Origin of the sequence: Streptomyces sp. NPDC047982, assembly GCF_043204165.1 — a bacterium.
In the GTDB taxonomy this organism is placed as follows: Bacteria; Actinomycetota; Actinomycetes; order Streptomycetales; family Streptomycetaceae; genus Streptomyces.
The window spans coordinates 130,315-152,586 of record NZ_JBIDBS010000008.1 but is presented as its reverse complement, the minus strand read 5'-3'; the positions used below and the strand labels follow the sequence as shown (position 1 = coordinate 152,586).

14 protein-coding genes and 1 tRNA gene are annotated in these 22,272 nt (G+C 70.4%); 2 read left to right on the top strand and 13 right to left on the bottom strand.

The annotated features are described in order from the left end of the window. Positions 1-72 precede the first annotated feature (72 nt). The 5 genes from ACGF2V_RS12675 to ACGF2V_RS12655 all read right to left on the bottom strand — a co-directional run bounded on the left by ACGF2V_RS12675 (position 73) and on the right by ACGF2V_RS12655 (position 5,741). Positions 73-1,815, bottom strand: a complete 1,743-nt coding sequence (locus ACGF2V_RS12675; protein ID WP_362707538.1) for a relaxase/mobilization nuclease domain-containing protein — start codon at positions 1,813-1,815, stop codon at positions 73-75. Then, the gene (locus ACGF2V_RS12670; RefSeq protein ID WP_362707540.1) at positions 1,812-2,372 is read right to left on the bottom strand and encodes a MobC family plasmid mobilization relaxosome protein; all 561 of its coding nucleotides are present in this window, start codon (positions 2,370-2,372) and stop codon (positions 1,812-1,814) included. Before ACGF2V_RS12670 ends, ACGF2V_RS12675 begins: the two co-directional genes overlap by 4 nt. Positions 2,373-2,796: 424 nt before the next feature. Further along, on the bottom strand, positions 2,797-3,558 hold the full coding sequence (locus tag ACGF2V_RS12665) for a DUF2637 domain-containing protein (protein WP_362707542.1): 762 nt from the start codon (positions 3,556-3,558) through the stop codon (positions 2,797-2,799). A gap of 417 nt (positions 3,559-3,975) precedes the next feature. Then, entirely contained in the window at positions 3,976-5,277 is a 1,302-nt protein-coding gene (locus ACGF2V_RS12660; RefSeq protein WP_362707545.1) for a DUF3631 domain-containing protein, read from the bottom strand. A 233-nt stretch (positions 5,278-5,510) separates the two neighbouring features. Beyond that, positions 5,511-5,741: a hypothetical protein gene (locus tag ACGF2V_RS12655; RefSeq protein ID WP_362707547.1), complete on the bottom strand. Its 231-nt coding sequence runs from the start codon at positions 5,739-5,741 to the stop codon at positions 5,511-5,513. Between the two features lie 94 nt (positions 5,742-5,835). Between ACGF2V_RS12655 and ACGF2V_RS12650 the strand changes: the two genes are divergently transcribed. Then, complete coding sequence (locus ACGF2V_RS12650) at positions 5,836-6,537, top strand: helix-turn-helix domain-containing protein (RefSeq protein ID WP_362707549.1); 702 nt, start codon at positions 5,836-5,838, stop codon at positions 6,535-6,537. Next, positions 6,534-8,195 carry a tyrosine-type recombinase/integrase gene (locus tag ACGF2V_RS12645; protein ID WP_362707552.1) on the top strand — a complete coding sequence of 554 codons (1,662 nt, stop codon included), beginning with the start codon at positions 6,534-6,536 and terminating at the stop codon, positions 8,193-8,195. The genes ACGF2V_RS12650 and ACGF2V_RS12645 overlap by 4 nt, the downstream gene beginning before the upstream one ends. A gap of 128 nt (positions 8,196-8,323) precedes the next feature. Here ACGF2V_RS12645 and ACGF2V_RS12640 read toward each other — a convergent pair. From ACGF2V_RS12640 to ACGF2V_RS12605, 8 genes are all read right to left on the bottom strand, one after another. After that, positions 8,324-8,397 (bottom strand) — tRNA-Thr (locus ACGF2V_RS12640). A gap of 163 nt (positions 8,398-8,560) precedes the next feature. Then, positions 8,561-10,087 (bottom strand): alpha/beta hydrolase, encoded by a 1,527-nt coding sequence (locus tag ACGF2V_RS12635; protein ID WP_362626659.1) that lies wholly within the window; start codon positions 10,085-10,087, stop codon positions 8,561-8,563. Between the two features lie 191 nt (positions 10,088-10,278). Next, on the bottom strand, positions 10,279-11,484 hold the full coding sequence (locus ACGF2V_RS12630; protein WP_362626656.1) for a DNA polymerase III subunit delta': 1,206 nt from the start codon (positions 11,482-11,484) through the stop codon (positions 10,279-10,281). 513 nt (positions 11,485-11,997) lie between these two features. Further along, positions 11,998-15,147, bottom strand: a complete 3,150-nt coding sequence (gene tmk / locus ACGF2V_RS12625) for a dTMP kinase (RefSeq protein ID WP_362707555.1) — start codon at positions 15,145-15,147, stop codon at positions 11,998-12,000. Between the two features lie 276 nt (positions 15,148-15,423). Further along, positions 15,424-18,336 carry a type I DNA topoisomerase gene (gene topA / locus ACGF2V_RS12620; RefSeq protein WP_362707558.1) on the bottom strand — a complete coding sequence of 971 codons (2,913 nt, stop codon included), beginning with the start codon at positions 18,334-18,336 and terminating at the stop codon, positions 15,424-15,426. A 428-nt stretch (positions 18,337-18,764) separates the two neighbouring features. Then, positions 18,765-18,962 carry a hypothetical protein gene (locus ACGF2V_RS12615; protein ID WP_362626647.1) on the bottom strand — a complete coding sequence of 66 codons (198 nt, stop codon included), beginning with the start codon at positions 18,960-18,962 and terminating at the stop codon, positions 18,765-18,767. A gap of 715 nt (positions 18,963-19,677) precedes the next feature. Beyond that, positions 19,678-21,192 (bottom strand): class I SAM-dependent methyltransferase, encoded by a 1,515-nt coding sequence (locus ACGF2V_RS12610; protein ID WP_362707560.1) that lies wholly within the window; start codon positions 21,190-21,192, stop codon positions 19,678-19,680. A 90-nt stretch (positions 21,193-21,282) separates the two neighbouring features. Then, complete coding sequence (locus tag ACGF2V_RS12605; RefSeq protein WP_362626643.1) at positions 21,283-21,906, bottom strand: small secreted protein; 624 nt, start codon at positions 21,904-21,906, stop codon at positions 21,283-21,285. Positions 21,907-22,272: the final 366 nt, after the last annotated feature.

Below are 22,272 nucleotides of genomic sequence, written 5' to 3'. Positions count from 1 at the left end.
TGTAGCGGGGTCTTACTCACGCACCTGGAGTCGTGGCGGCCTGCCGTTGCACGGGCCGCCGCCCGTGCCCTGTCACCGCCGTGGACGGTTGTCCCGTCCCGGAGCGGAGGATGGCTCGCCCGTCGGGTGTGCGGGCGGCACCGCACTGCCGGCCACTGACGCCCACATGGTCGAGCTCCGTCGTGCCGCTTCGGCTCGGCGGTTGGGTACGGGGTTTCGGCTGGTGTGCTGGATGCGAGTGATCAGGACGCGGGCGGGCTGTCGAGCGGTGCCCAGTTCGCGCTGCTCTGCGGTCTCCTTGAGGAGTTGGTGCGGCTTGTGGCCGCCGGCTTCGGCATCGGCGAGAAGCGCGGCGAGGGCGGGCCAGCTCCGGTCGGCGAGGATTCGTTCGGCGTGGTCGGGGACTGCGGTACGTACATCACTGGCCAGGGTCCGGCGGGCCTCTTCGCGCGGCTGGTGGCGTGCCAGTTCGGTGAGCGTGGGGGCCAGTGCGTGATCGGCGGCGGCTTGGAGGTGTCGGAGGGTTTGGCGGGCGGCGTCGGCCTGGTGGGCGTGGTTCTTCGCCTCGTGCCACCGCCCGGCGAGGATCGTCGCCCAGACCAGGGCCGCGAGCAGGGCTGCGAGTGCGCTGCCGTCCGGGCCGGTGGCGGTGTGCACGATGTCACGGGCTGCGATGCGTACCGCGTCAGCGGCTCGGTCTTCGGCGCGGATCTGGGAGCGCTGGGCGCGAGCGAACGCCCGTGATGCGGCTCGGAGTTCAGCTTGCAGGTCCTTGGGGGTGTGCTGTGCGGTGGCTTCGATCAGCTCGCCGAGCGCGGCTATGTGGGCCTGGGCCCGTGCGTCGCTGCCGGACCCGTCGTCACCGGTGGCGTCGGTGAGCTCGGCGTGGAGGCTGTCGAGGGCGTCGGTGGCCTGGTGCCAGGGGGTGGCGGTCCGCGAGCGTCGGGCGGTGGGGTGCTCTTCGGCCTTACTGGTCGCCAGGCGGGCCTGCAGCTTGGGCAGGCTGAGGTCGGGGGCGATCTTCCCGCCCGGCTTGTAGATCTGCTCGCCCTTCGCGTTCACGTCGCCGGGGCGGCCGACGGCGTAGCCGAGCAGGTCTCCGGAGGGGCCGCGCCTTGGCTTGACTGCGAGGCCGTCGGCTTCGAGGTACGTGAGAAGTTCCTCGGCGTCGGTGACGTGCGGGATGGCGGCGCGGATGCGGTCTTCGAGCCACTGCTGGCTGGTCTGTTCCCAGCCGAGGCGTGTCGCCTTGTGCATCTCGGCCTGGGTCGGCCGACGGCTGGCGGTGCCGTCGCCCTTCTTCAACTGGCGGAGCCCGTAGTCCTTCTCGATCTTGCGGCATTCGTCACCGACGCGGATGCCGTTGTTGTGGAGTTTGGGTCGGCGGCCGTCCTCGCGGACCGTGGTGGCGAGGATGTGGATGTGGTCGTCGGCGTGACGTACGGCGATCCAGCGACAGGCCAGGTCGTCGCCTTCCGACGCGATGCCGGCCGCGTGCACGATGCGCTGGGCGATCTCACTCCACTCGGCATCGGAGAGGTAGCGGTCTTCGGGGGCTGCTCGGACGGGGCAGTGCCAGACGTGGTCGGTGACCGGTTGTCCGAACTCGCTGTTGCGCAGCCGTACAGGCTCGTCGAGGTAGCGGCCGAGTTCGGTGAGGGTGGCGTTCTCGTCGCGGCCGGGGTCGGGCATGGCGAGCATCGCGAAGCCAGCCACGATGTGCGGATCGAGGTGCTCGTCGTGCCGACCGGGTCCATAGAGGTAGGCGAGCAGACCGCGTGTCTTGGTCCCTGCGGGTTTGATAGCGGCGATCATGCGGCCAGGTCCTCTGTCGGGTCGGCGGGCTCGCGCAGGGCCTCGGCGATCAAAGACAGCAGGTGGTCGAGTTCGTCGAGCCGCTGGCGTATGTCGGGTGGGGTGAGGTCGCTGTTGAGCGCTCGGGCGATCTGGTTGACGTTGACACCGATCCGGTTGAGCTGGCGCAACACCTGGGCGCGGAACATGTGGGTGCGACGGCGGTCCTCGGACAACGGCAGGTTCGCGGTGAAGCGGCCGTCCAGGAAGGCGAGGACGACGTCGGCACAGAACCCGGACTCTCCTTTGTAGCCGTGCTCGGCGGTGGTCTCCCGGAGGCGTGCACGCTCATCGGAGCGGAACTGCAAGGGGCCGACGCGTTCCGTGCGCTTGTCACCTGTGAAGCGACGAATCGTGGGCTGCACACTCTTAACGGTCGGCTCGCCGGCGACGGTCTCGATGACGGAGGCGGGGCGCAGAATGGCGCGTTGGACGGCGTGGCGCGTGTCCAGGTCGGGGCCGCCCTCGGCCCCGACCTCCGGGTCCGGCGCCCCCTGGCGCGGGACCGTCTCCGCCACCCCCGGGGTGGAGATCCCCGAAGACCGGCCTTGAGTCGGACTCGGGGTACTACTGGCTCCGCCCGGGGCCGCCCGTCCGAACGCCCGCCGCAGGCGTGACAGCAGCCCGGGGGACTGTGTTGAGGCGAGCGGCTCGGCAGGGGTGTCGTCAGGCAGATGTTGGCTGTGCTGCATGGAAGATGCTCCAGATACGGCTTGGCGGACGAGATCACGGCGACCCGGTGGTGTGGGCCATCGCGTTGTCCACAGGTGTGGAAATCTGCGGGCGACCGGCGGGTGCTCGGGTGACCGGAAGGGTTCCGGTCACCCGAGCACGCTGGGTGTCAGCCGCCGGAGACCTTGATGCCGGTGGCCTCGAGTTCCGGCCGGAGCAACTCCATGACTTCGGTCTGCCGCGCGCTGCCGATCGTCAGGTTCCGGTCCTTCACGGCAGCTCGGAGCAGGTCGCGCGTGAGTTTGCCGTGTTGATGAGCGGTGGTCCGGCCGATGTCCACCAGTTCCGCGATGGTTGCCTTGGGCGGACGGCCGCCTGTCGGCTTGGCCTCTGGCAGCTGGGATGTAGATTCCGTCCGCTGCCCGCCTGGGGCTTGCGGATCGTCAGATCGTCAGCGGCGGTGTCCTGCCGTCGGTTATCGCTGCGGTCGTCGACCGACCGGTTTCGTAGCTGCGCGGAACCGGTGTCGAAGGGGTCGGCGGTCGGTGCGACGAGCTGGTGGATCTGCCGCATCAGTATGCCGAAGGCGATCATCGCGGCGGCCGGAGGGACGGCGGCGACCACGTAGTCGAGGAGCGGGATGCTGCGGCCGCTGTCCGTACCGCTGACCCCGGCGACGTTCAGTGCGATGGAGCCGACCGATCCGGTGGCGGTTACGGCGATCGCCCAGAGGTCGTTCGTACGTCGGAGTGCTGCGCGCAGCATGAGCAGTTCGCCGGCGACGATGAACGCGTCCAGGGTGGCGGGCCAGGCCCACCGGCGGATGGGGGATGCGCCGAGCCCGTGCTGGCCGGCGACATCGGCGAGGTGCGCGTAGGACAGCCAGAACGCTCCGGCTGTCAGGACCACGATGACGATGCCTGCCGCGCCGAGTGCGAGCTGCTCTGCGTCGGCACGCTTCGGCCGCTGCTCTTCGGCGTGCGCGCCGTCTCGTATCTGCGGCGATAGCGCGGTGAGGTGCGGGGCGGTCAAGCGGGAATCTCCTTGGGCTAGTGGTGTGGGGCGTCTTTGCCGTCTTGGACGTTGCATGCGCAGGTCAGCGCGGTACGGCAGCGCGCTGGAAGTGCCGTCTCGGCAGGAAGCGCTGTCGTCTTGTCTCGACTCGGGACAAGGACCGCGCGCCTTGCGATTCGGCTTCTGTCCGCGTACCTCCACTTGCTGGGACGGCTGCGCAGCGGCAGCCGTCCCAGTGAGCGGGTCCGTGATCTGCGGCGATACGGCGCGGACGCCTGGGACGGAGCAAGACGGATCTGGACGCTGTGCCTTGGCTGGCTGCACGCACTGAGGCGGTGCGTGCCGTCTTGCCCTCGGCTGTCGTCTTGCCGGTGTGTGCCCTGACCTGCACGATCACGGCAGGGACGACAAGGACGGCAACCAGGTAGGTGAGGGTCAGCCTTCGTCGCGACGGGGATCGATGGGGTGGACGGTCGGGCAGTAGCGCCGCCACGCATCGAGGAACTTGTTGCGCATGTAGCCCTTGCGCTGCGTCCGGTCGGCCATGCGCACATTGCCGGGCCGGATGTCGTAGTCGCGCAGCATCCCGCTGAGATCCCGGGAGGTCAGTCCGAAGCGGCCACGCTCGCCCCACGGGGCTTCGGCGTCCGCGTTCAGGTGGTGCAGGAGGTCCTCGGTGGAGAGGCTGTCCGCCTCCCGCTGCGCGAAGAAGACCCGTCGGATGTCGGCGAGGATGCGCGCCCCGCTCGGATGGTCCTCCTCGGCGGCCACTTCGGCGGCGACCATCCGCGCGCAGGCGACCCGCGCGAGCCGTGGCCAGCTGCCGCCGGCCAGATCGGCGACGATCACCAGGGGCTCCCAGGTGTCGACGGCTCGGTCCTCCACCGGCATGTCCGGCTCCAGGCTCGCGGCCTCCTCCAGTAGCGGGAGCGCCCAGGTACGGATGCGGTCGCGCAGCTCGTGCAGAGCCGGGATGTCGCGTCGCGAGCGGAAGGGTTTGACCTTCTCGCCCTCGGCCCTGCGGCGCATGCGGATGACGACCGACCGGTCCATGACGGTGTCCGGCAGATCCCCGATGCCCGCGATGGCCGCCATGGCGAAGGTGGCGAACTTGTGCGGGGTGTGGTCGTTGCCGACGACCCGGGTGACGTACCGGCCGCGCTGATGACCGGCGTTGAGCAGGCCGCGCGTCTCCTCGTTCTTCTCCGCGACCTTGGGGCCGAAGATGGTGTCGGCCTCGTCCACCAGCAGCGTCGGCGGCTCCTCCTCGTTGATCGAGCGGAAGATGGCCGCCGGCGTGGTGTTGATGGTGAGCATCGGCTCGTGGACCGTCTCGGTCAGCACGTCCAGCAGCCGCGACTTCCCGCACCGCTTCGCAGGTCCCACCACTGCCAGCCGAGGGGCATGCTGCCACGCGGGCTGAAGCTGCGTCGCCGCCACCCACAGGGTGATCGCGTCCAGCGCCTCGGGAGAGGGTGGGATCACGAACTGGGCTATCTGGCAGCGCAGTTCGTCCAGTAGCGCAGAGCCTCGCGTCGGCTCCGCGTCGGGGATGGCCTCCAAGCCCCTCGCCGGGTCCGCCTCGCTACTGCCAGCAGCCGCACTGTCGTACGCGTCCGCTGTGGCGCCGTCGGCCTGAGCGGAGCGCAGGTGGGCGCCGGGCTGGCCGGGTATGGCTGTGGCGGGCCAGGCCGCTTGGGCGGGGGTGGAATAGGAGTCGGGGTTCTCGGGTTGCATTGGGCGGCTCCTCGTCTGGCGGTGTCGGGTTTGCACGCCCTTGCCGCCGGGTCGGATCTCACGGGATTGCTGGGGAGTCTTGGGGCCTCCGGCGTTGCACCGCCGGAGGCTCTCCCGTGTCTCGCGGTGGCTTCCGCACTGCGAGCGACCACGGACAGTACGTTCACGCCGTGCCACAGTCCAGCGTTTCTGTGTCAGCTCAGCGCAGAAGATCCCACTGCGCATCGAGCCCGTCACGCCGCCAGCCCCAGCAGGGCCAGCAGGTCCGCGGTCACTACCCGGTAGGCGTTCCCGAGCCGAAGCACCCTGCACGGGTACTGGCCGCGCTTGGCCAACTCGTAGCCCTTGCTCCGGCCGAGCCCCAGCGCACGGTTGCCTGTCTCCAGGTCAACGGCGGCAGGGAGTCCGAGAAGCTCCTCACGGCTCATGCCCTTCGGCTGGCCGATCTGTTCGTTCTCGCGCATACGCACTCCATCCATGACTGAGCCCACGGCGAACGCGACCATCACGTCCGTCTCCAGGTCTTGGAATCAACGCTAGGCGAGCTAATGTGTCTACATGACACAACGTCGTAGTCACCCTAGAGACAAGAAGGCCGACGACGGGGACGACGTCCCGGAGTGGGTGGACCAGGTCATGGCCACCGTGGCCGCCGAGGTCCGCAGGCGACGGAAGGAACTGGGTTGGAGTGCACAGGACTTGGCCGACAAGTGCGAGGAGATCGGCCACCCGATCCCCCGCAACGTCATCGCCAACATGGAGTCAGGACGCCGCTCGAACCTGCCCTTGGTCGACGTCATGGTGCTGGCCGAGGCGCTGAACACCCCACCCGTCTGCCTGCTGTACCCCGTCGGCTACGTCGAGGACGTGCAGCGGCTCCCCCTCCAGGACTCCACTTCCGCTCTGGACGCGCTGCGCTGGTTCACCGGCGAGGAGACCGACCTCGGCGCGGACGACGACATGCTCCGCTACTTCCGCGCCCACCACGCCGCCCAGGAGCAGATGCGCCGCGCACAGCAAGACGAGGAACACGCCCGCTACCAGGCCAAGACCGCCCACAACGCGGATCGAAAGGCCGAGGCCCTGCTAGCCCAAGCGCAGGCCGCCGTAGCCGCCGAGAAGGCCAAGACACGCCTGCACCGGGTCCGCGCCTTTATCGAGGAAGAGGGCGTCACACCGCCACGCCTGTGGCCCGACGTCATCAGCGCCATCGAATCGACCGGCACCGACCCCGACACCACCGAGGAGAATGATCTTTGAAGGGCTCCACCTACCGCCGCTGCTCCTGCCGCGACCCGAAGACCGGCAAGGAACTCGGCAACTCTTGCCCCAAGCGCAACAGCAGGAACCACTGCACCTACTCCGTACGACAAGAGCTCTCACCCCGCGAGGACGGCAGCCGCCGCTCCTTCGCCCGTGGCGGGTACGCCAGCCTCAAAGCCGCCCAGGCCGACCTCGACCACGTACGCGCCCTCCTCGGACTCGCCGACTCGGACGACCCCGAGGGCACCGAACTCATCGCGGAGATGCTCGCCGAGGTCAGCCGCGAGCGCTCGGCACTGCCCGAGGTCGAGGAGACACGGCGACGTCTCAACTCCGGCCAGGACCTCATCGGCAGCCTGACCGTGGCCGAATGGCTCGACCGGTGGCTGGCCGGCAAGCGGATACGCAAGTCCGGCCTCAACCGCTACGAGACCGACATCCGGGTCCATCTGAAGCCGCGCATTGGCAACAGGCGGCTGGACCGGCTGCGCGTGAGCCACCTCAGTGAGATGTTCACCGACATCCGCGAGGCCAACGCCCGGATCCTGGAGGACAACGCCCAGCGAAGGGCTACACTCGACGAGCTGGCGACGGTGCCGTGGAAGGGCGCCGGAAACCGAGCCCGTCGCAAGGCGATGAAGGCCGCGATCGACGAGATGCCGGCCTTCCGCCGCATCACCGGCCCTGCCACGCGTCAGCACGTCAAGGCCACCCTCCGCGCGGCCCTGAACGACGCAATCGGGCAGCAGATCATCACGTTCAATCCGGCCGCTCACGTCGAAATAGACCCTGTGCGCAAGCCGAAGGCGCTCGTGTGGACCGACGAGCGGGTCGCCAAGTGGGAGCAGACCGGCGAAAAGCCGTCCCCCGTGATGGTGTGGACTCCTCAGCAGACCGGTGCCTTCCTCGACTTCGTCGCCGAGGAACGGCTTTACGCGATGTGGCACCTGATCGCGTTCCGCGGCCTGCGCCGTGGCGAGGCGTGCGGGCAGCCGTGGTCGGAGACGAACCTCGACACCCACTTCCTCACCGTCTCCTCCCAACTCGTCCAGGACGGCTGGGAAGTAGAAGCGTCCGACCCCAAGACCGACAGCGGCTCCCGCGTGGTCGCCCTCGACGACGACACAGTCGACGTCCTGAAGCGCCACCGCGAACGGCAGAACAAGGCCCGCGAGGAGTGGGGATCGGCCTGGGTCGACACCGGCCATGTCTTCACGCAGGAAGACGGCTCCTGGCTCCATCCCGGCAAGGTAACCGACCTCTTCGAACGCTTGGTCGCCGCCTCCGGTCTCCCGCCGATCCGCCTGCACGATCTGCGCCACGGAGCGGCAACGCTCATGCTCGCCGCCGACATCGACATCAAGATCGTGTCGGACACCCTCGGGCACAGCGACACACGGATCACCCGCGACATCTACCAGAGCGTGCTCCCCCACGTCGGCAAGAGCGCCGCCGAGGCCACCGCGAAGCTCGTACCTCTCCAGCGCAAAGCCGAGGCCGTGAAGGCCGCACGCAAGGCCGCGAAGAAGGCGAAGGCCAGGAAGTCTGCGGCCAAGGAGGCCAGCGCTGGCAAGGACGGCAAGCCGAAGAAGGACAAGGCGAAAGCCCAGGCCAAGACCGCCAAGAAGAGCACACGCCACAAGCCCAAGAAGTAGGTCCCCAAGCGACTCCGCTCACGCATCGCTCACGCAAGCAAAGTCTCGGCACCCCAGCCGCGTGACGCCGCATGCCCCGAGCAACAGAAAACCCCAGGTCACGGGCTATGTGACCTGGGGTTTCTCTGAGCCGCCTTCGGGATTCGAACCCGAGACCTACGCATTACGAGTGCGTTGCTCTGGCCAACTGAGCTAAGGCGGCATACCCCGTCGCACTATGGTGCGATCAGCGGCGTCGCCAAGTCTACACAGTTTCCAGGGGTGCTCCGTACCACCCCGGATCCCGGCCGTCTCCTCAGGTCAGCGGCCCGATGGCGGTAGGCCCGATGGCGGTGAGAAGGGCGGCGGAGAGAAGAGCGGCAGGGTCAGGAGCACCGTGTGCCGTCGGCCGGCGGGGTGCCCTCCAGAAGGTAGGTGTTGATCGCCGTGTCGATGCAGTCGCTGCCGCGGCTGTACGCGGTGTGGCCGTCGCCGCGGTAGGTGAGGAGCGTGCCGGAGGAGAGCTGGTCGGCCAGGGACTCGGCCCACTTGTACGGGGTGGCCGGATCACGAGTGGTGCCGACCACCACGATCGGGGCCGCGCCCCTGGCCTCGATGCGGTGAGGGGTGCCCGTGGGGCGGACCGGCCAGTGGGCGCAGTTCAGAGCGGCCCACGCGAAGGGCCGGCCGAAGACCGGGGAAGCCTTCTCGAAGTCGGGGAGTGCCCGGATGACGGCTCGGGCGTCGGTGAAGGGGGGCGGCTGGTCCAGGCAATTCACGGCGGCGTTGGCGGACATCAGGTTCGCGTACGTGCCATTCGGTTCGCGCTCGTAGTAGCTGTCCGACAGGGCGAGCAGACCGGAGCCGTCGCCCTTCGCGGCACCGGCGAGCGCGTCGCGGAGCTGGGTCCAGGACGATTCGTCGTACATGGCGGCGATCACGCCGGTGGTGGCGAGGGACTCGGTGAGCTCTCGGGTGTCGCCCGTAGGGATCGGCTTGGCGTCGAGGGCGGTGAAGAACCCCTTCAGACGGGTGGCCGCGTCGGCGGTGGAGGTCGTGCCGAGCGGGCAGTCCGCTCTCCTCACGCAGTCGGAGGCGAAGGACTGGAACGCGGTCTCGAAGCCCGCCGTCTGGTCGCGGTTCGCTTCGAGGGCGGAGAGCGACGGGTCCATCGCGCCGTCCAGGACCATCCGGCCGACCCGGGCCGGGAACAGTTCGGCGTACGCGGCACCGAGGTAGGTGCCGTACGACGCCCCGACGTAGTGCAGCTTCTCGTCACCCAGCAGCGCCCGCAGCATGTCCATGTCGCGGGCGGTCTCGGCGGTGGAGACGTGGGGGAGCACCTGCCCCGAGTGCTGCTCGCAGCCGCCCGCGAACCGCTGGTACGCGGCGCTCAGCCGGTCGACCTCGGTCTCGTCGTCGGGTGTCTGGTCGACCTGGGTGTACGTGTCCATCTGCGGGCCGGTGAGGCACTCGACGGGCTCGCTGCGGGCGACCCCGCGCGGGTCGACGGCCACCATGTCGTAGCGGGCCCGGACCTGGGCGGGGTAGCCGAGGGCCGCGAAGTTCTGGAGGTAGCCGACGGCGGAGCCTCCCGGTCCGCCGGGATTCACCAGAAGCGAGCCGATCCGCTCCCCCGGGCCGGTGGCACCGACGCGGGAGACGGCCAGATCGATGTCGCCGTCGTCCGGCTTCGCGTAGTCCAGGGGCGCCTTCATCGTCGTGCACTGGAACCCCTCGGCCCCGCAGTCCCGCCAGTTCAGCCGCTGCTCGTAGTACGGCTGGAGCGCGGCAGGGACGGCGGGGGCGGACGGGGACGGGTTCGCCGAACCGTCGCCGCTGCAACCGGAGACGAGCAGGCCGGCAGTGCTGAGCGCAAGGGCGAAAATGCGGAGCGGGCGCCTGGTGTCCATCCCCGGAGCGTAGTCGCCGGACGGCGCCTCGCCCGCTTTACCGCCCATACGGGTGAAAAATCAGTGACGAACGGTGGCGGCAGAAGTGGTGCGGCGCGGTGCGCTGCACAGCCGATGGCGGCGGTTCCGTGTCACGGTCGCAGTGACCGTGAGAGGGGACGGGAGAACGGAAACGGGGCGGCGCCGGTACGTCAGCCCGCGCGCAGCGCCATCGTCATCGCCTCCACCGCGAGCAGCGGGGCGACATTGCGGTCCAGCGCCCGTCGGCACGCGATCACCGCTTCTATCCGGCGCAGGGTGCGTTCGGGGGTGGAGGAGCCGGCGACCCGGTCGAGGGCGTCCTGCGCGTCCGAGTTCGCGATGGCGATCCGCGAGCCCATCTGCAAGGCCAGCACATCGCGGTAGAAGCCGGTCAGCTCACTGAGCGCGAGATCGAGGCTGTCGCGCTGGGTACGGGTCTTGCGGCGCTTCTGCCGGTCTTCCAGCTCCTTCATCGCACCCGCCGTGCCACGCGGCATCCGGCCTCCGGCGGCGGCGCCGAGGGCTGCCTTCAGTTCTTCCGTCTCCTTGGCGTCGACCTCCTCCGAGACCTGCTTGGCGTCCTCCGTGGCGGTGTCGATCAGCTCCTGGGCTGCCTTGAAACAGCCTCCGATCTCCTCGACCCGCAGCGGCAGCTTCAGCACGGCGGCGCGCCGGGAACGGGCCCGCTCGTCCGTGGCGAGACGGCGGGCCCGGCCGATGTGGCCCTGAGTGGCACGGGCGGCGGACGCGGCCCGCTCGGGATCGACGCCGTCACGCCGGATCAGTACATCGGCGACCGCGTCCACGGACGGCGTGCGCAGGGTGAGGTGACGGCAGCGGGAACGGATGGTGGGCAGCACGTCCTCGAGCGAGGGCGCGCAGAGCAGCCAGACCGTGCGGGGAGCCGGTTCCTCGACCGCCTTCAGGAGAACGTTTCCCGCGCCCTCGGTGAGCCGGTCCGCGTCCTCCAGCACGATGACCTGCCAGCGGCCGCCGGCCGGGGACAGCTGGGCGCGGCGGACCAGCTCGCGGGTTTCCTTCACACCGATGGAGAGCAGGTCGGTACGGACCACCTCGACGTCGGCGTGCGTACCGATGAGGCTGGTGTGACAGCCGTCGCAGAAGCCGCACCCGGGGGCGCCGCCCAGGGCCCGGTCGGGGCTGACGCACTGGAGGGCTGCGGCGAAGGCCCGGGCCGCGGTGGAACGGCCGGAACCGGGCGGGCCGGTGAACAGCCAGGCGTGGGTCATCTTCGACCCCGGCGGCACCGGCTCCCCAGCGGAGTGGGCGGTGACCAGCGCATCGGCGTCCCGGGCGGCGGCACCGAGCTGCTCCTGCACCCGGTCCTGCCCGACCAGGTCGTCCCATACGGTCATGGGTCACCGCCTTTCCGGTGGTGTGCGGCCTCGTGGCCGCACCGTTGTCGTACGCCCTGCTGTCGTCGTACGCCCTGCTGTTGTACGCCGTGCCCTTGTACGCCGTGCTGTTGTGCACCCGCACGCCGTCCTGCCATGCGCCGTGGTGTTCATGCACCGGGTTGTCGCGCGACGCGGCCCCACGACCCGCGCGACGGGATGTCGCTGCTCGCCGGTCCCGTTCGCCCGCTTCGGCCCCACCCCGGCCCTGCTGGTCCCGGCCACCGGAACCCGAAACCGAAGCGGACTCCCCTTGTCCGGACTCCCATTGTGACGGACGGGTCTGACAATCCCGGCAGGACCGAGCCCGACCTAACAGGACCGCACGCCGGTCCCCCGGCGGACCGGCACGGGCCAGACGCCCGGCGGTGGACCAGCTGCCGTCGGCAGACCTGAACACCGAGAGACCTGACAACCAGAAGACCGACAGTCCCGTGGACCGACAACCTTCGGCCGCCGGTCCACGGGTCCGCATCAGCGGCGCGGGCGGCGCCCCCCGCGCGAGGACCCTGGATCCTCGTCGCCCCGGCGGTCGCCCAGCAGCTCGTCCGCCAGTGTCGGCAGATCGTCCAACGGGGTCTCCTCGGCCCAGTCAGGGCGCGGGCGCCGGGCTCGGCGCTCCTGACCGTCCCAGTGGTCCTGTGTCTGCTGCGGTCCGGCGCCGCCCGCATAGGAGTCATCGATCTGCGGGAGCTCGCGCGTGCGCTCGTTCTCGCTCTCCGCCGCGGAACCCGCCGACGGGCGCTCGTCGCGGAAGATTCCCCGCGGAACCCGGTCCGCCGGATCCGCCGACCACGCGTCCCGCGCACCCCATGCGTCCCTCGGCTCCCGGGCGTCACGCGCACTCCCCGTGTCACGAGGACGCGGCGTGTCCCGTACCGGCGGCTGCTCGTCCCGCACCGGAGGAAGGATCGCCGTCTCTGCGTCGTCGGAGCGCGCGGGACGCGTGGTCGGCGAGGGCACCTGCTGCGTCACGTCATTCGGGTCGACGATCGGTGTCGGCACCGTGATCTCGTTGTCCGGCACGGACGCCGCCGCGGCCGTCTCGGCCCTGGCCGCCTCGGCCCGGCGCCGGGCCTCCTCGGCACGCAACAGGGCCTCCTCGGCCGCACGCTGCTTCTCCAGGCGCCGTTCCTCGGCCTCCTTGCGCTGCCGGGCCTCCTCCTCGGCCCTCTTGCGCAGCCTTTCCTGTTCCGCCTCGCGAGCCGCCTCCTCGGCCTCCCGCTTGGCCCGCTCCTCCTCGGCGCGTCGGCGGGCCTCCTCCGCCCGCTGCCGGGCCTCCTCCGCCTGGCGTTCGGCCTCGCGCCTGCGCGCCTCCTCCAGCTCGCGGCGCTTGCGTTCCTCCTCTTCGGCCCGGAGCTTGGCGAGCTGTTCCTGCCGCTCGCGCTCCAGCCGCTCTTCCTCGGCCTTGCGGGCCGCCTCTTCCTCGGCCTTGCGCCGGGCCTCTTCCTCGGCCTTCCTGCGCGCCTCCTCCTGGGCCTTGATCTCGGCCTCGGAGAGCGGAAGGAGCTGGTCGAGGCGGTGGCGTACGGCCGTGCTGATCGTCTCCGGGTCCTGGCCCGCGTCCACCACCAGGTAACGGGTCGGGTCGGCCGCCGCCAGCGTCAGGAAACCGGCCCGCACGCGTGCGTGGAACTCCGGCGGCTCGGACTCCAGCCGGTCGGGCGCCTCGGTGAACCGTTCCCTCGCGGTCTTCGGATCGACGTCCAGCAGGACGGTCAGATGCGGCACGAGCCCGCCCGTGGCCCAGCGCGAGATCCGGGCGATCTCGGTCGGCGAGAGGTCGCGGCCCGCGCCCTGGTAGGCGACGGACGAGTCGATGTAACGGTCGGAGATGACGACCGCACCACGCTCCAGCGCCGGGCGGACCAGCGAGTCGACGTGCTCGGCGCGGTCGGCGGCGTACAGCAGCGCCTCGGCCCGGTGGGAAAGCCCGGCCGACGACACGTCGAGCAGGATCGAGCGCAGTCGCTTGCCGATCGGGGTCGCGCCCGGCTCCCGGGTGACGACGACCTCGTGGCCCTTGGCGCGGATCCACTCGGCGAGCGCCTCGACCTGGGTGGACTTTCCGGCGCCGTCGCCGCCCTCCAGGGCGAGGAAGAAGCCGGTCTTCGCGGGCGCCACATCCGGTTCGCCACCACGCAGCGCCTCGCGCAGGTCACGGCGCAGCGGCACGCCGGAACGGTCGTCCGTCTTCGCGAGGACGATCACCGCGACGGGCAGCAGCAGCGCGCCGATCAGCATGAGGGCGAAGGCCGCTCCGCCGTGGGCGAAGACGAACGCACCGGACGCCAGCCGGTGGGCGCCGATCGCGGCGGACAGCAGCGGACCGACGAGTGCGCCGAGCCCGACGAGGACCCGTACGACGGCCTGGAGGTGCTCCGTGGTCCTGGCCCGGCGGGACTCCTCGGTCTCCTGGTCGACCAGCACATGCCCGGTGCGGGCGGCGACGCCCGCCGCGTACCCGGCGAGCACCGCGATCAGCACGACGGTCGCCGTGTCCGGCACCAGGCCCATGGCGAGGAGTGCGACGCCGGTGACGGCGACGGCCAGCGCGAGCAGCCGGCGCCGCGACAGCGTGGGCAGCACCTTCCCCGCGGTGCGGATGCCGACGCCCGTGGCACCGGTCAGCCCGAGGATCAGCAGGGCGAACGTGACGGGCCCGCCGTCCAGCTCCCCGGCGTGCAGCGCGGCGACGGCAGCGGCGGCGGCGATGGCCCCGGCGACAGCCGCCGACGCGCCGATGATCACCGGTACGGCCCCGGTGCGGCCCCGGTCGGGTCCGCCGTCGGCCGACGGGCGGCGCAGGCCCTCCAGCGGCGAACGCGGGCGGGACGTCTGCGAACCGGGCAGTTCCAGGAAGTACAGCGTGGAGATCGAGGCCGCGAACAGACCTGCCGCGACGTAAGAGCCGAGCGCCGCCTGGTGGAGCGAGAACCACTCCAGGCCCGAACCCAGCAGGTTGCCGACGAGTGTGGCGGCCAGCAGAGCGGCCCCGGCGACCGGGATGGCGGCGAAGTCGGTACGGAGGGAGAGTCGGCGCAGTGCGTCGAGGTGGTCGGGCAGCGGGCGCACCGCGGCGCCCTCGGGCGGCGGGGCGGGCAGCAGCGCGGGCGCGGCGCCGTCCTTGGCGACCGTCCACAGGCGCTCGGCCGCGCCGACGAGGAAGACGGTGATGAGGATCATCATGAGCGCCTGCTCGGGCATCCAGTCGATCCACAGCGGTGCGACGACCAGCAGCGCGAGCCGGAGCCCGTCCGTCCCCATCATCAGCCAGCGTCGGTCCAGCGGTCCGCCCGGCGCGGTGAGCGTCGTCAGCGGACCGAGGAGTACGGCCCCGAAGAGCAGGGTGGCAAGAATCCGGGCACCGAACACCGCTGCGACAGCGAACGCCGCCCCTCGGTACCCGGCTCCGAATGAGCCCTCCTGGACCGCCGCTTGCAGCGACATCAGCACCAGCACGAGAAGGGCGAGGGCATCGCCGATGCCTCCGACGAGCTGGGCGCTCCACAGCCGCTTGAGCGGCGGGACACGCAACAGGGCTCGTACGGCGCGCTCGCGTGAGTCTGCGGCAAGTGTGTCGGAGGTGGGGCTCACGACCGTTGGCTGCTCGGCTCGCGTCATTCGCCCAGCCTATCCGGATCGGCCGACTCCCCGGAGGCCGCGCCCGAACATGTGGACGACGAGGTGCGGCACGCGGGCAGCACGGGGCGTGCGGCATGAGCACGACCTGGTTTACGGAGGAGGCGTGGCCGCAGCGGCCCGCGCCCCCGTCCCGTACAGAAACCGGGCCTCATCTGCCCGTTTCGTACGGAAACCGGGCCACCCTCGGTACGAGCATCGGTCCACCCCTGCACGGAAGACGGGACGCCCCGTGCGGAAACCGGGGCGTCCTTGCGATCAGCTCTCCGCGGACGACGCGGTGGGCTCCTTCGCGACGGCCGTCTTCTTCGCCGCCGCCTTCTTCGTGGCTGTGGTCTTTTTCGCCGCGGTCTTCTTGGCGGTCGCCGTCGTCTTCTTGACGGTGGTGGTCTTCTTGGCGGTGGTGGTCTTCTTGGCGGCCGTCTTCTTGGCCGGCGCCTTCTTCGCCGTCTTCTTCTTGGCGGGTCCCTTGGCACGCTTCTCGGCGAGCAACTCGTAACCGCGTTCGGGAGTGATCGTTTCGACGCTGTCGCCGGTCCGCAGCGTGGCGTTGGTCTCGCCGTCGGTCACGTACGGGCCGAAGCGCCCGTCCTTGACCACGACCGGCGCCCCGCTGACCGGGTCGGTGCCGAGTTCCTTCAGCGGCGGCTTGGCGGCGGCGCGACCGCGCTGCTTGGGCTGCGCGTAGATCGCGAGGGCATCTTCGATGGTGATGTCGAAGAGCTGCTCCTCGGAGGCGAGCGAACGCGAGTCCGTGCCCTTCTTCAGATACGGGCCGTAGCGGCCGTTCTGCGCGGTGATCTCGACTCCGTCGGCGTCCTCGCCGACGACGCGCGGCAGCGACATCAGCCGGAGCGCGTCGGCCAGCGTCACCGTGTCCAGCGACATGGACTTGAAGAGCGAGGCCGTCCGCGGCTTCACCGCGTTCTTGCCGGTCTTCGGGGTGCCCTCGGGCAGCACCTCGGTGACGTACGGGCCGTAGCGCCCGTCCTTGGCGATGATCTGGTGCCCGGTGACCGGGTCCGTGCCGAGCTCGAAGTCGCCGCTCGGCTTGGCCAGCAGCTCCTCCGCGTACTCCACGGACAGCTCGTCAGGGGCCAGGTCCTCCGGCACGTCCGCGCGCTGGTGGCCCTCGGAGTCCTTCTCGCCACGCTCGATGTACGGCCCGTACCGGCCGACCCGGAGCTTGATGCCGTTGCCGACGGGGAACGACGAGATCTCCCGGGCGTCGATCGCGCCGAGGTCGGTGACGAGTTCCTTGAGACCACCGAGGTGGTCGCCGTCGCCGTTGCCCGCGTCGGAGGCCGCGCCCGCTCCCGCCAGGTCGTCTCCGCCCGCGCCGAAGTAGAAACGCTTCAGCCACGGCACGGCCTGGGCCTCGCCCCGCGCGATGCGGTCGAGGTCGTCCTCCATCTTCGCGGTGAAGTCGTAGTCGACGAGTCGGCCGAAGTGCTTCTCCAACAGGTTGACCACGGCGAACGAGAGGAAGGACGGGACGAGCGCCGTGCCCTTCTTGAAGACATAGCCACGGTCCAGGATCGTGCCGATGATCGAGGCATACGTCGACGGGCGGCCGATCTCGCGCTCTTCGAGCTCCTTGACCAGTGATGCCTCGGTGTAGCGGGCCGGGGGCTTGGTGGCGTGCCCGTCGGCCGAGATCTCCTCGGCGGACAGCGCGTCTCCCTCGGCGACCTGCGGGAGGCGGCGCTCACGGTCGTCGAGCTCGGCGTTCGGGTCGTCGGCGCCCTCGACGTACGCCTTCATGAACCCGTGGAAGGTGATCGTCTTGCCGGACGCGGAGAACTCGGCGTCCCGGCCGTCGCTCGCCCGGCCGCCGATCTTGACGGTGACGGAGTTGCCGACCGCGTCCTTCATCTGGGAGGCGACGGTCCGCTTCCAGATCAGCTCGTAGAGCCGGAACTGGTCGCCGGTCAGCCCGGTCTCGGCCGGGGTGCGGAAGCGGTCGCCGGACGGGCGGATCGCCTCGTGCGCCTCCTGCGCGTTCTTGACCTTCGCCGCGTACGTGCGCGGCCTGTCCGGCAGGTAGGCGGCGCCGTACAGCTGCGTGACCTGCGCCCGGGCGGCGGCGACCGCCGTGTCCGAGAGGGTCGTGGAGTCGGTACGCATGTACGTGATGAAGCCGTTCTCGTACAGCTTCTGCGCGACCTGCATGGTCGCCTTGGCGCCGAAGCCCAGCTTCCGGCTCGCCTCCTGCTGGAGTGTCGTCGTGCGGAAGGGGGCGTACGGGGAACGGCGGTACGGCTTCGACTCGACGGACCGCACGGTGAACGCGGTGTCGGCGAGCGCGGCGGCCAGGGCGCGGGCGTTCGCCTCGTCCAGGTGCAGCACCTGGACCGGGCCGGACTTCAGCCGTCCGTCCGGACCGAAGTCACGGCCCTGGGCGACACGGCGGCCGTCGACCGTGCTGAGGCGGGCGGTGAAGGACGACGGGGCGGAGGCGTCCGCCCGCCCCGCGTCACCGAAGCCGGCGGCCCCGTTCGCGCCTGTTCCGGTGGAGAACGTTCCGGTCAGGTCCCAGTACTCGGCGGAACGGAAGGCGATGCGCTCGCGCTCCCGCTCGACGACGAGACGGGTCGCCACGGACTGGACACGGCCGGCCGACAGACGCGGCATGACCTTCTTCCACAGGACCGGCGAGACCTCGTAGCCGTAGAGCCGGTCGAGGATGCGGCGGGTCTCCTGGGCGTCGACCATGCGCTGATTGAGCTCGCGCGGGTTGGCGACGGCGGCCCGGATCGCGTCCTTGGTGATCTCGTGGAAGACCATCCGGTGGACCGGGACCTTGGGCTTCAAGACTTCCTGGAGGTGCCACGCGATGGCCTCGCCCTCGCGGTCCTCATCGGTGGCGAGGAAAAGTTCGTCGGACTCGGCGAGAAGCTGCTTGAGCTTCCTGACCTGGGCCTTCTTGTCCGCGTTGACGACGTAGACGGGCTGGAAGTCGTGCTCGACGTCGACGCCGAGCCGCCGGACCTCGCCGGTGTACTCCTCCGGAACCTCTGCGGCGCCGTTCGGCAGGTCGCGGATGTGCCCGACGCTCGCCTCGACGACGTATCCGGGGCCGAGGTAGCCCTTGATCGTCTTCGCCTTGGCAGGCGACTCGACGATGACGAGTCGGCGGCCGCCCTGTGCGGTCTCGCTGGTCGGGGACAACTTCGCTCTTCTCTCCGGTCGACGCTCGGTGGGCATCCGGGCAGCGGCATGACGCTGCCGACGGTGCCGTCGCTGCGGAGTGTGACGGTACAACCCGCCCCCGTGTCAAACGGCAAAAGCCCGCAACGGCCACTCGAACGGTAACCCGACTCCCGGCATTCCTGCCGCCCGGAGTACCCGGAACGCGGGGCGTACGGCCGCTGCCTGCCGGTTCGCGACCACTGCGGCGCTGCCCCGACGGCGGGGGCTGCCCGTCACGGGACATGGGCTCTCGGGGCGTGTTCCTCGCCACGTCCGGTGTGTCCCCCACCACGTTCTCGTGCCGTCTTCACCATGTCCCGCCGGGCAGCCTCCCCGGATGCCCGCGGAGTCCGCCATGCGTGGCGACGGTCCGGCGGAAACGCAAGGGTTTTCCGGTGGGAAGTGGATCAGATGCGGGTGAAGCACCACACACCGAGAACGAGAAAAAGTACGCCGAACACAGTGGCGAGCGTGGCGGAAGCGAGGGGATTCACACCATGCGCCACCGGCGCGCGGTGCACCACGCGCACCCCCGTCCACAGCAGCAGCGCGGCGCCGAACAGCGCGAACACTGTTCCGGCGAGGACCGCGGGTCCGCTCTCCATGTCCGTCCGCCTCCCTGTCGGTGTTCGGGCCGGGGCCCCGTGCCGCCCGGTCAGGTGGAGGCTGTCACCCCGGGGCGTCGTGGACGCGAACCCTGGGTGAATGGCCGGATTCACCCGCCGCGGCGGGCACGGCCTTCGGCTCGGGCCCGGACGGCGGCGCCGACGCCCGGCGGCGGGGCGGCCCCGGAGCCGTGGGGCGTCCGGCGACGCGGTCAGGTCCGGAGACACGGACAGGTCGGGCGGCTGCTCGGAGCGCCGAGCCGTCCGAGCAGCCGGACGCCGGACCCCGCCCCGCCCCGGCTCCGGCTCCGGTCCCGCTGGCCGACGCCCACCAGAACACGACGCCAACCGGAACACGAGGCACAACGGCGGACCTCGGGACGGGAGACGCGGCGCCGCCGATGACGAGGACGTTCACCGCATACAAAGATGTGCCCCGCACCGGAACGACTTCGATCCGGAACGGAGCAGAACAGCCCCCTCGCCGGAACGAAGCCGTCCCCCTGGCGGCATGGCCCCGGCACGGCTACCGGAACCGAACCGCCGAAACCGACCCGTGGCGAAACCGACCCGTGGCGAAACCGACCCTGAGCGAAACCGACCCTGAGCGAAACCGACCCCGGAACGAAATAAGCCGGGGATCGCAACGAGTCCGCCGAGGAGCGTCGACCACACCACCGGCAGCCGTCCGCCCCTCCGGATCACGGCGACACCGTCACCCCGCCGGCCGCACCGGCTGCAGGAAGCCCTCTTCCACCAGCAACCGGATCGCCTGCGGGGTGCGATCGCGCAGCAACACCGGGTCCTCGTTCATCAACTGAGCGATCGCGTCCAGGATCCGGCCCGCGGGCAGCGTCCCGTCGCACACCCCCGCGAAGCCCGCGCCGACGGCGTCGACCTTCGTCGCGCGCCGCATGCCCCGGTTCTGACGGAGCACCACGTGCTCGGGGTCCTCCGCGCCCGGCAGACCGACCTGCTCCTGCACGACCTCGGCGGCGAGCGTGAACCTCCCGGCCAGCAGCCCGGCGTCGTCCTGTTCGCGGAGGTAGTCCTGACGGGCGAAGTGGGCCTGCGCGACTGGTCCGAGCGGCTGTTCCACCGCGTGCGGCCATTCTTCGATCACGATGGACGGATTCCCCGAGGCGGCCGCGGCGGACTTCCGCAGGGTGATCCAGCCGAAGCCGACGCTCTTGGTCTTGCGGGCCTCGAACTCGTCCAGCCAGGCGCCGTACCGCGCCGCGTACTCCGCGGGGTCCGTACGATGGTCGCCGCTGTCGCGCAGCCACAGCTCCGCGTACTGCGTGACGTCCTGGACCTCACGCTGCACGATCCAGGCGTCGCAGCCGTACGGCACCCAGGAGCTCAGCCGGTTCTGCCACTCCTCGCCCTCCACGTGCTGCCAGTTGGCCAGGAAGTGGGCGTATCCGCCTTCGTTGAGCCGGTCGCCCGTCTGCTGCACCAGGGTCCGGCACAGGTCGTCGCCGCCCATGCCGCCGTCGCGGTAGGTGAGGCGTGCACCGGGCGAGATGACGAACGGCGGGTTGGAGACGATCAGGTCGTACGTCTCCGTGCCGACCGGCTCGTACAGGGAGCCCAGGCGCAGGTCCGCCGTCGGCGCGCCGGACAGGGCGAGCGTCAACCGGGTGAACTCCAGTGCGCGCGGGTTGAGATCGGTGGCCGTCACCCGACCGGCGTGCTGCGAGGCGTGCAGCGCCTGGATGCCGGAGCCGGTACCGATGTCGAGCGCGGAGGCGACCGGCGTACGGACGGTGATCCCGGCGAGGGTGGTGGACGCCCCGCCGACTCCGAGGACCACGCCCTCCTCCCGCGAACCGATGCCGCCCGCGCCGCCGACGGAGCAGCCCACGTCGGAGACGATGTACCAGTCCTGCCCCTCGGGCCCGCTGTACGGACGCACGTCGACCGCGGCCCGCACCTCGTCACCGGCGCGGACCACCCAGCCGTCCTCCATGCACTCCGCCAGCGGAAGCGCGGCTCGGGCCCGCTCGTAGGGGACGGCTTGCTGGAGCAGGAAGAGCCGCACCAGGGTGTCGAGCGGGGACGCCCCCCGGGTGGCACGCAGCGCCGGAACCGTCTCGCTGCGGGCGAGCGCGGCATAGGCGGGCGCACCGAGCAGGTCCAGGAGCCCGTCGGCGGTGAAGGCGGCGGCGAGCAGGGCTTCGCGGAGCCGGGGCGAACGATCGGGCGCGGGAAGGCGGGTCGTACTCACCCGACCATTGTGTCCGCTCCCACCGACAACAGCAGCGGCCCGGCACCCATCGGACTGTTCAGGCCGTTCGGAGAGCACCGGGCCGACCGGTCACGCTTCCTTGCTGGGCGACGAGGACGACGCCGGGGCGCCCGGCCCGGGGGAGGTGGTTTTCGGCGGCACCGAGGCCGTCGGCTTCTGGCAGCCCTTCTGCTTCGCCATCGCGGTGGCGACCTCGCCGGACTGAAGCCGCTTCAGGGCCTCGTCGCCATTCGTGCTGATCTTGTTCAGCTCGTCCGCGATGTCCTTGAGGCCGTCGGCGAACTTCGCCTGGTCCTTCGCGTCGAGGGCGTCGACCTTCTTCTGCAGGTCCGCGTACGCCGCGGAGGAGGTGTTGAGCTCCTTCACGGCGTCCTTGTGTGTGGTCTCACCCTTTTCGACAGGCGGCGGGCCCGCCGATTCGACGGCCTTGCCCAGCGCCTTGTACGCCTGCGAGATCTGCTGGAAGGCAGCCGAGTCGGTCTTCTGGACATCGGCGGGCTTGCTGTTGTCGGCGGTCTGCTGCTGGATGGCGGCGTTGGCGTTCGCGATCTTCTGCAGCTGGGGCTGGACCTGGTCGCAGACCTTCTTGGCCCAGGCGTTCACCTTTTCGCTCTGGTCGTCGCCCCCACAGCCCGACAACGTGAGTACCAGTACCGCACCGCCGGACAGTGCGGCCGCAAGCTTCTTGTTCACCGGATCGGTCCCTTCCAAGACTCTCGGCCCCGGAACTTACACGCCGGACGCCCTCCATCCGGGTGCCGTACGTCCGACAGATGGCCTTTTGCAGCCATTTGCACCAAGAGGAATGAGGGAGATACAACTCACCCACTCAGCCGTCGAGCACAGGAACAACCGAGCGAAAACGATACGAACACGCATGCATGCATACATGCGTACGGGTACACGGGCATGCTCGTAGCGAACAACCCGGGAACCACCCCTGCAACCAGCCACAGCACCGCACCGCCACACCACCAGGCCACCACCGCACCGCCGCCGCACCACATCCCCACGCACGCACCATCAGGTCACCACTGCACCGCGTCCCCACGCACCGCC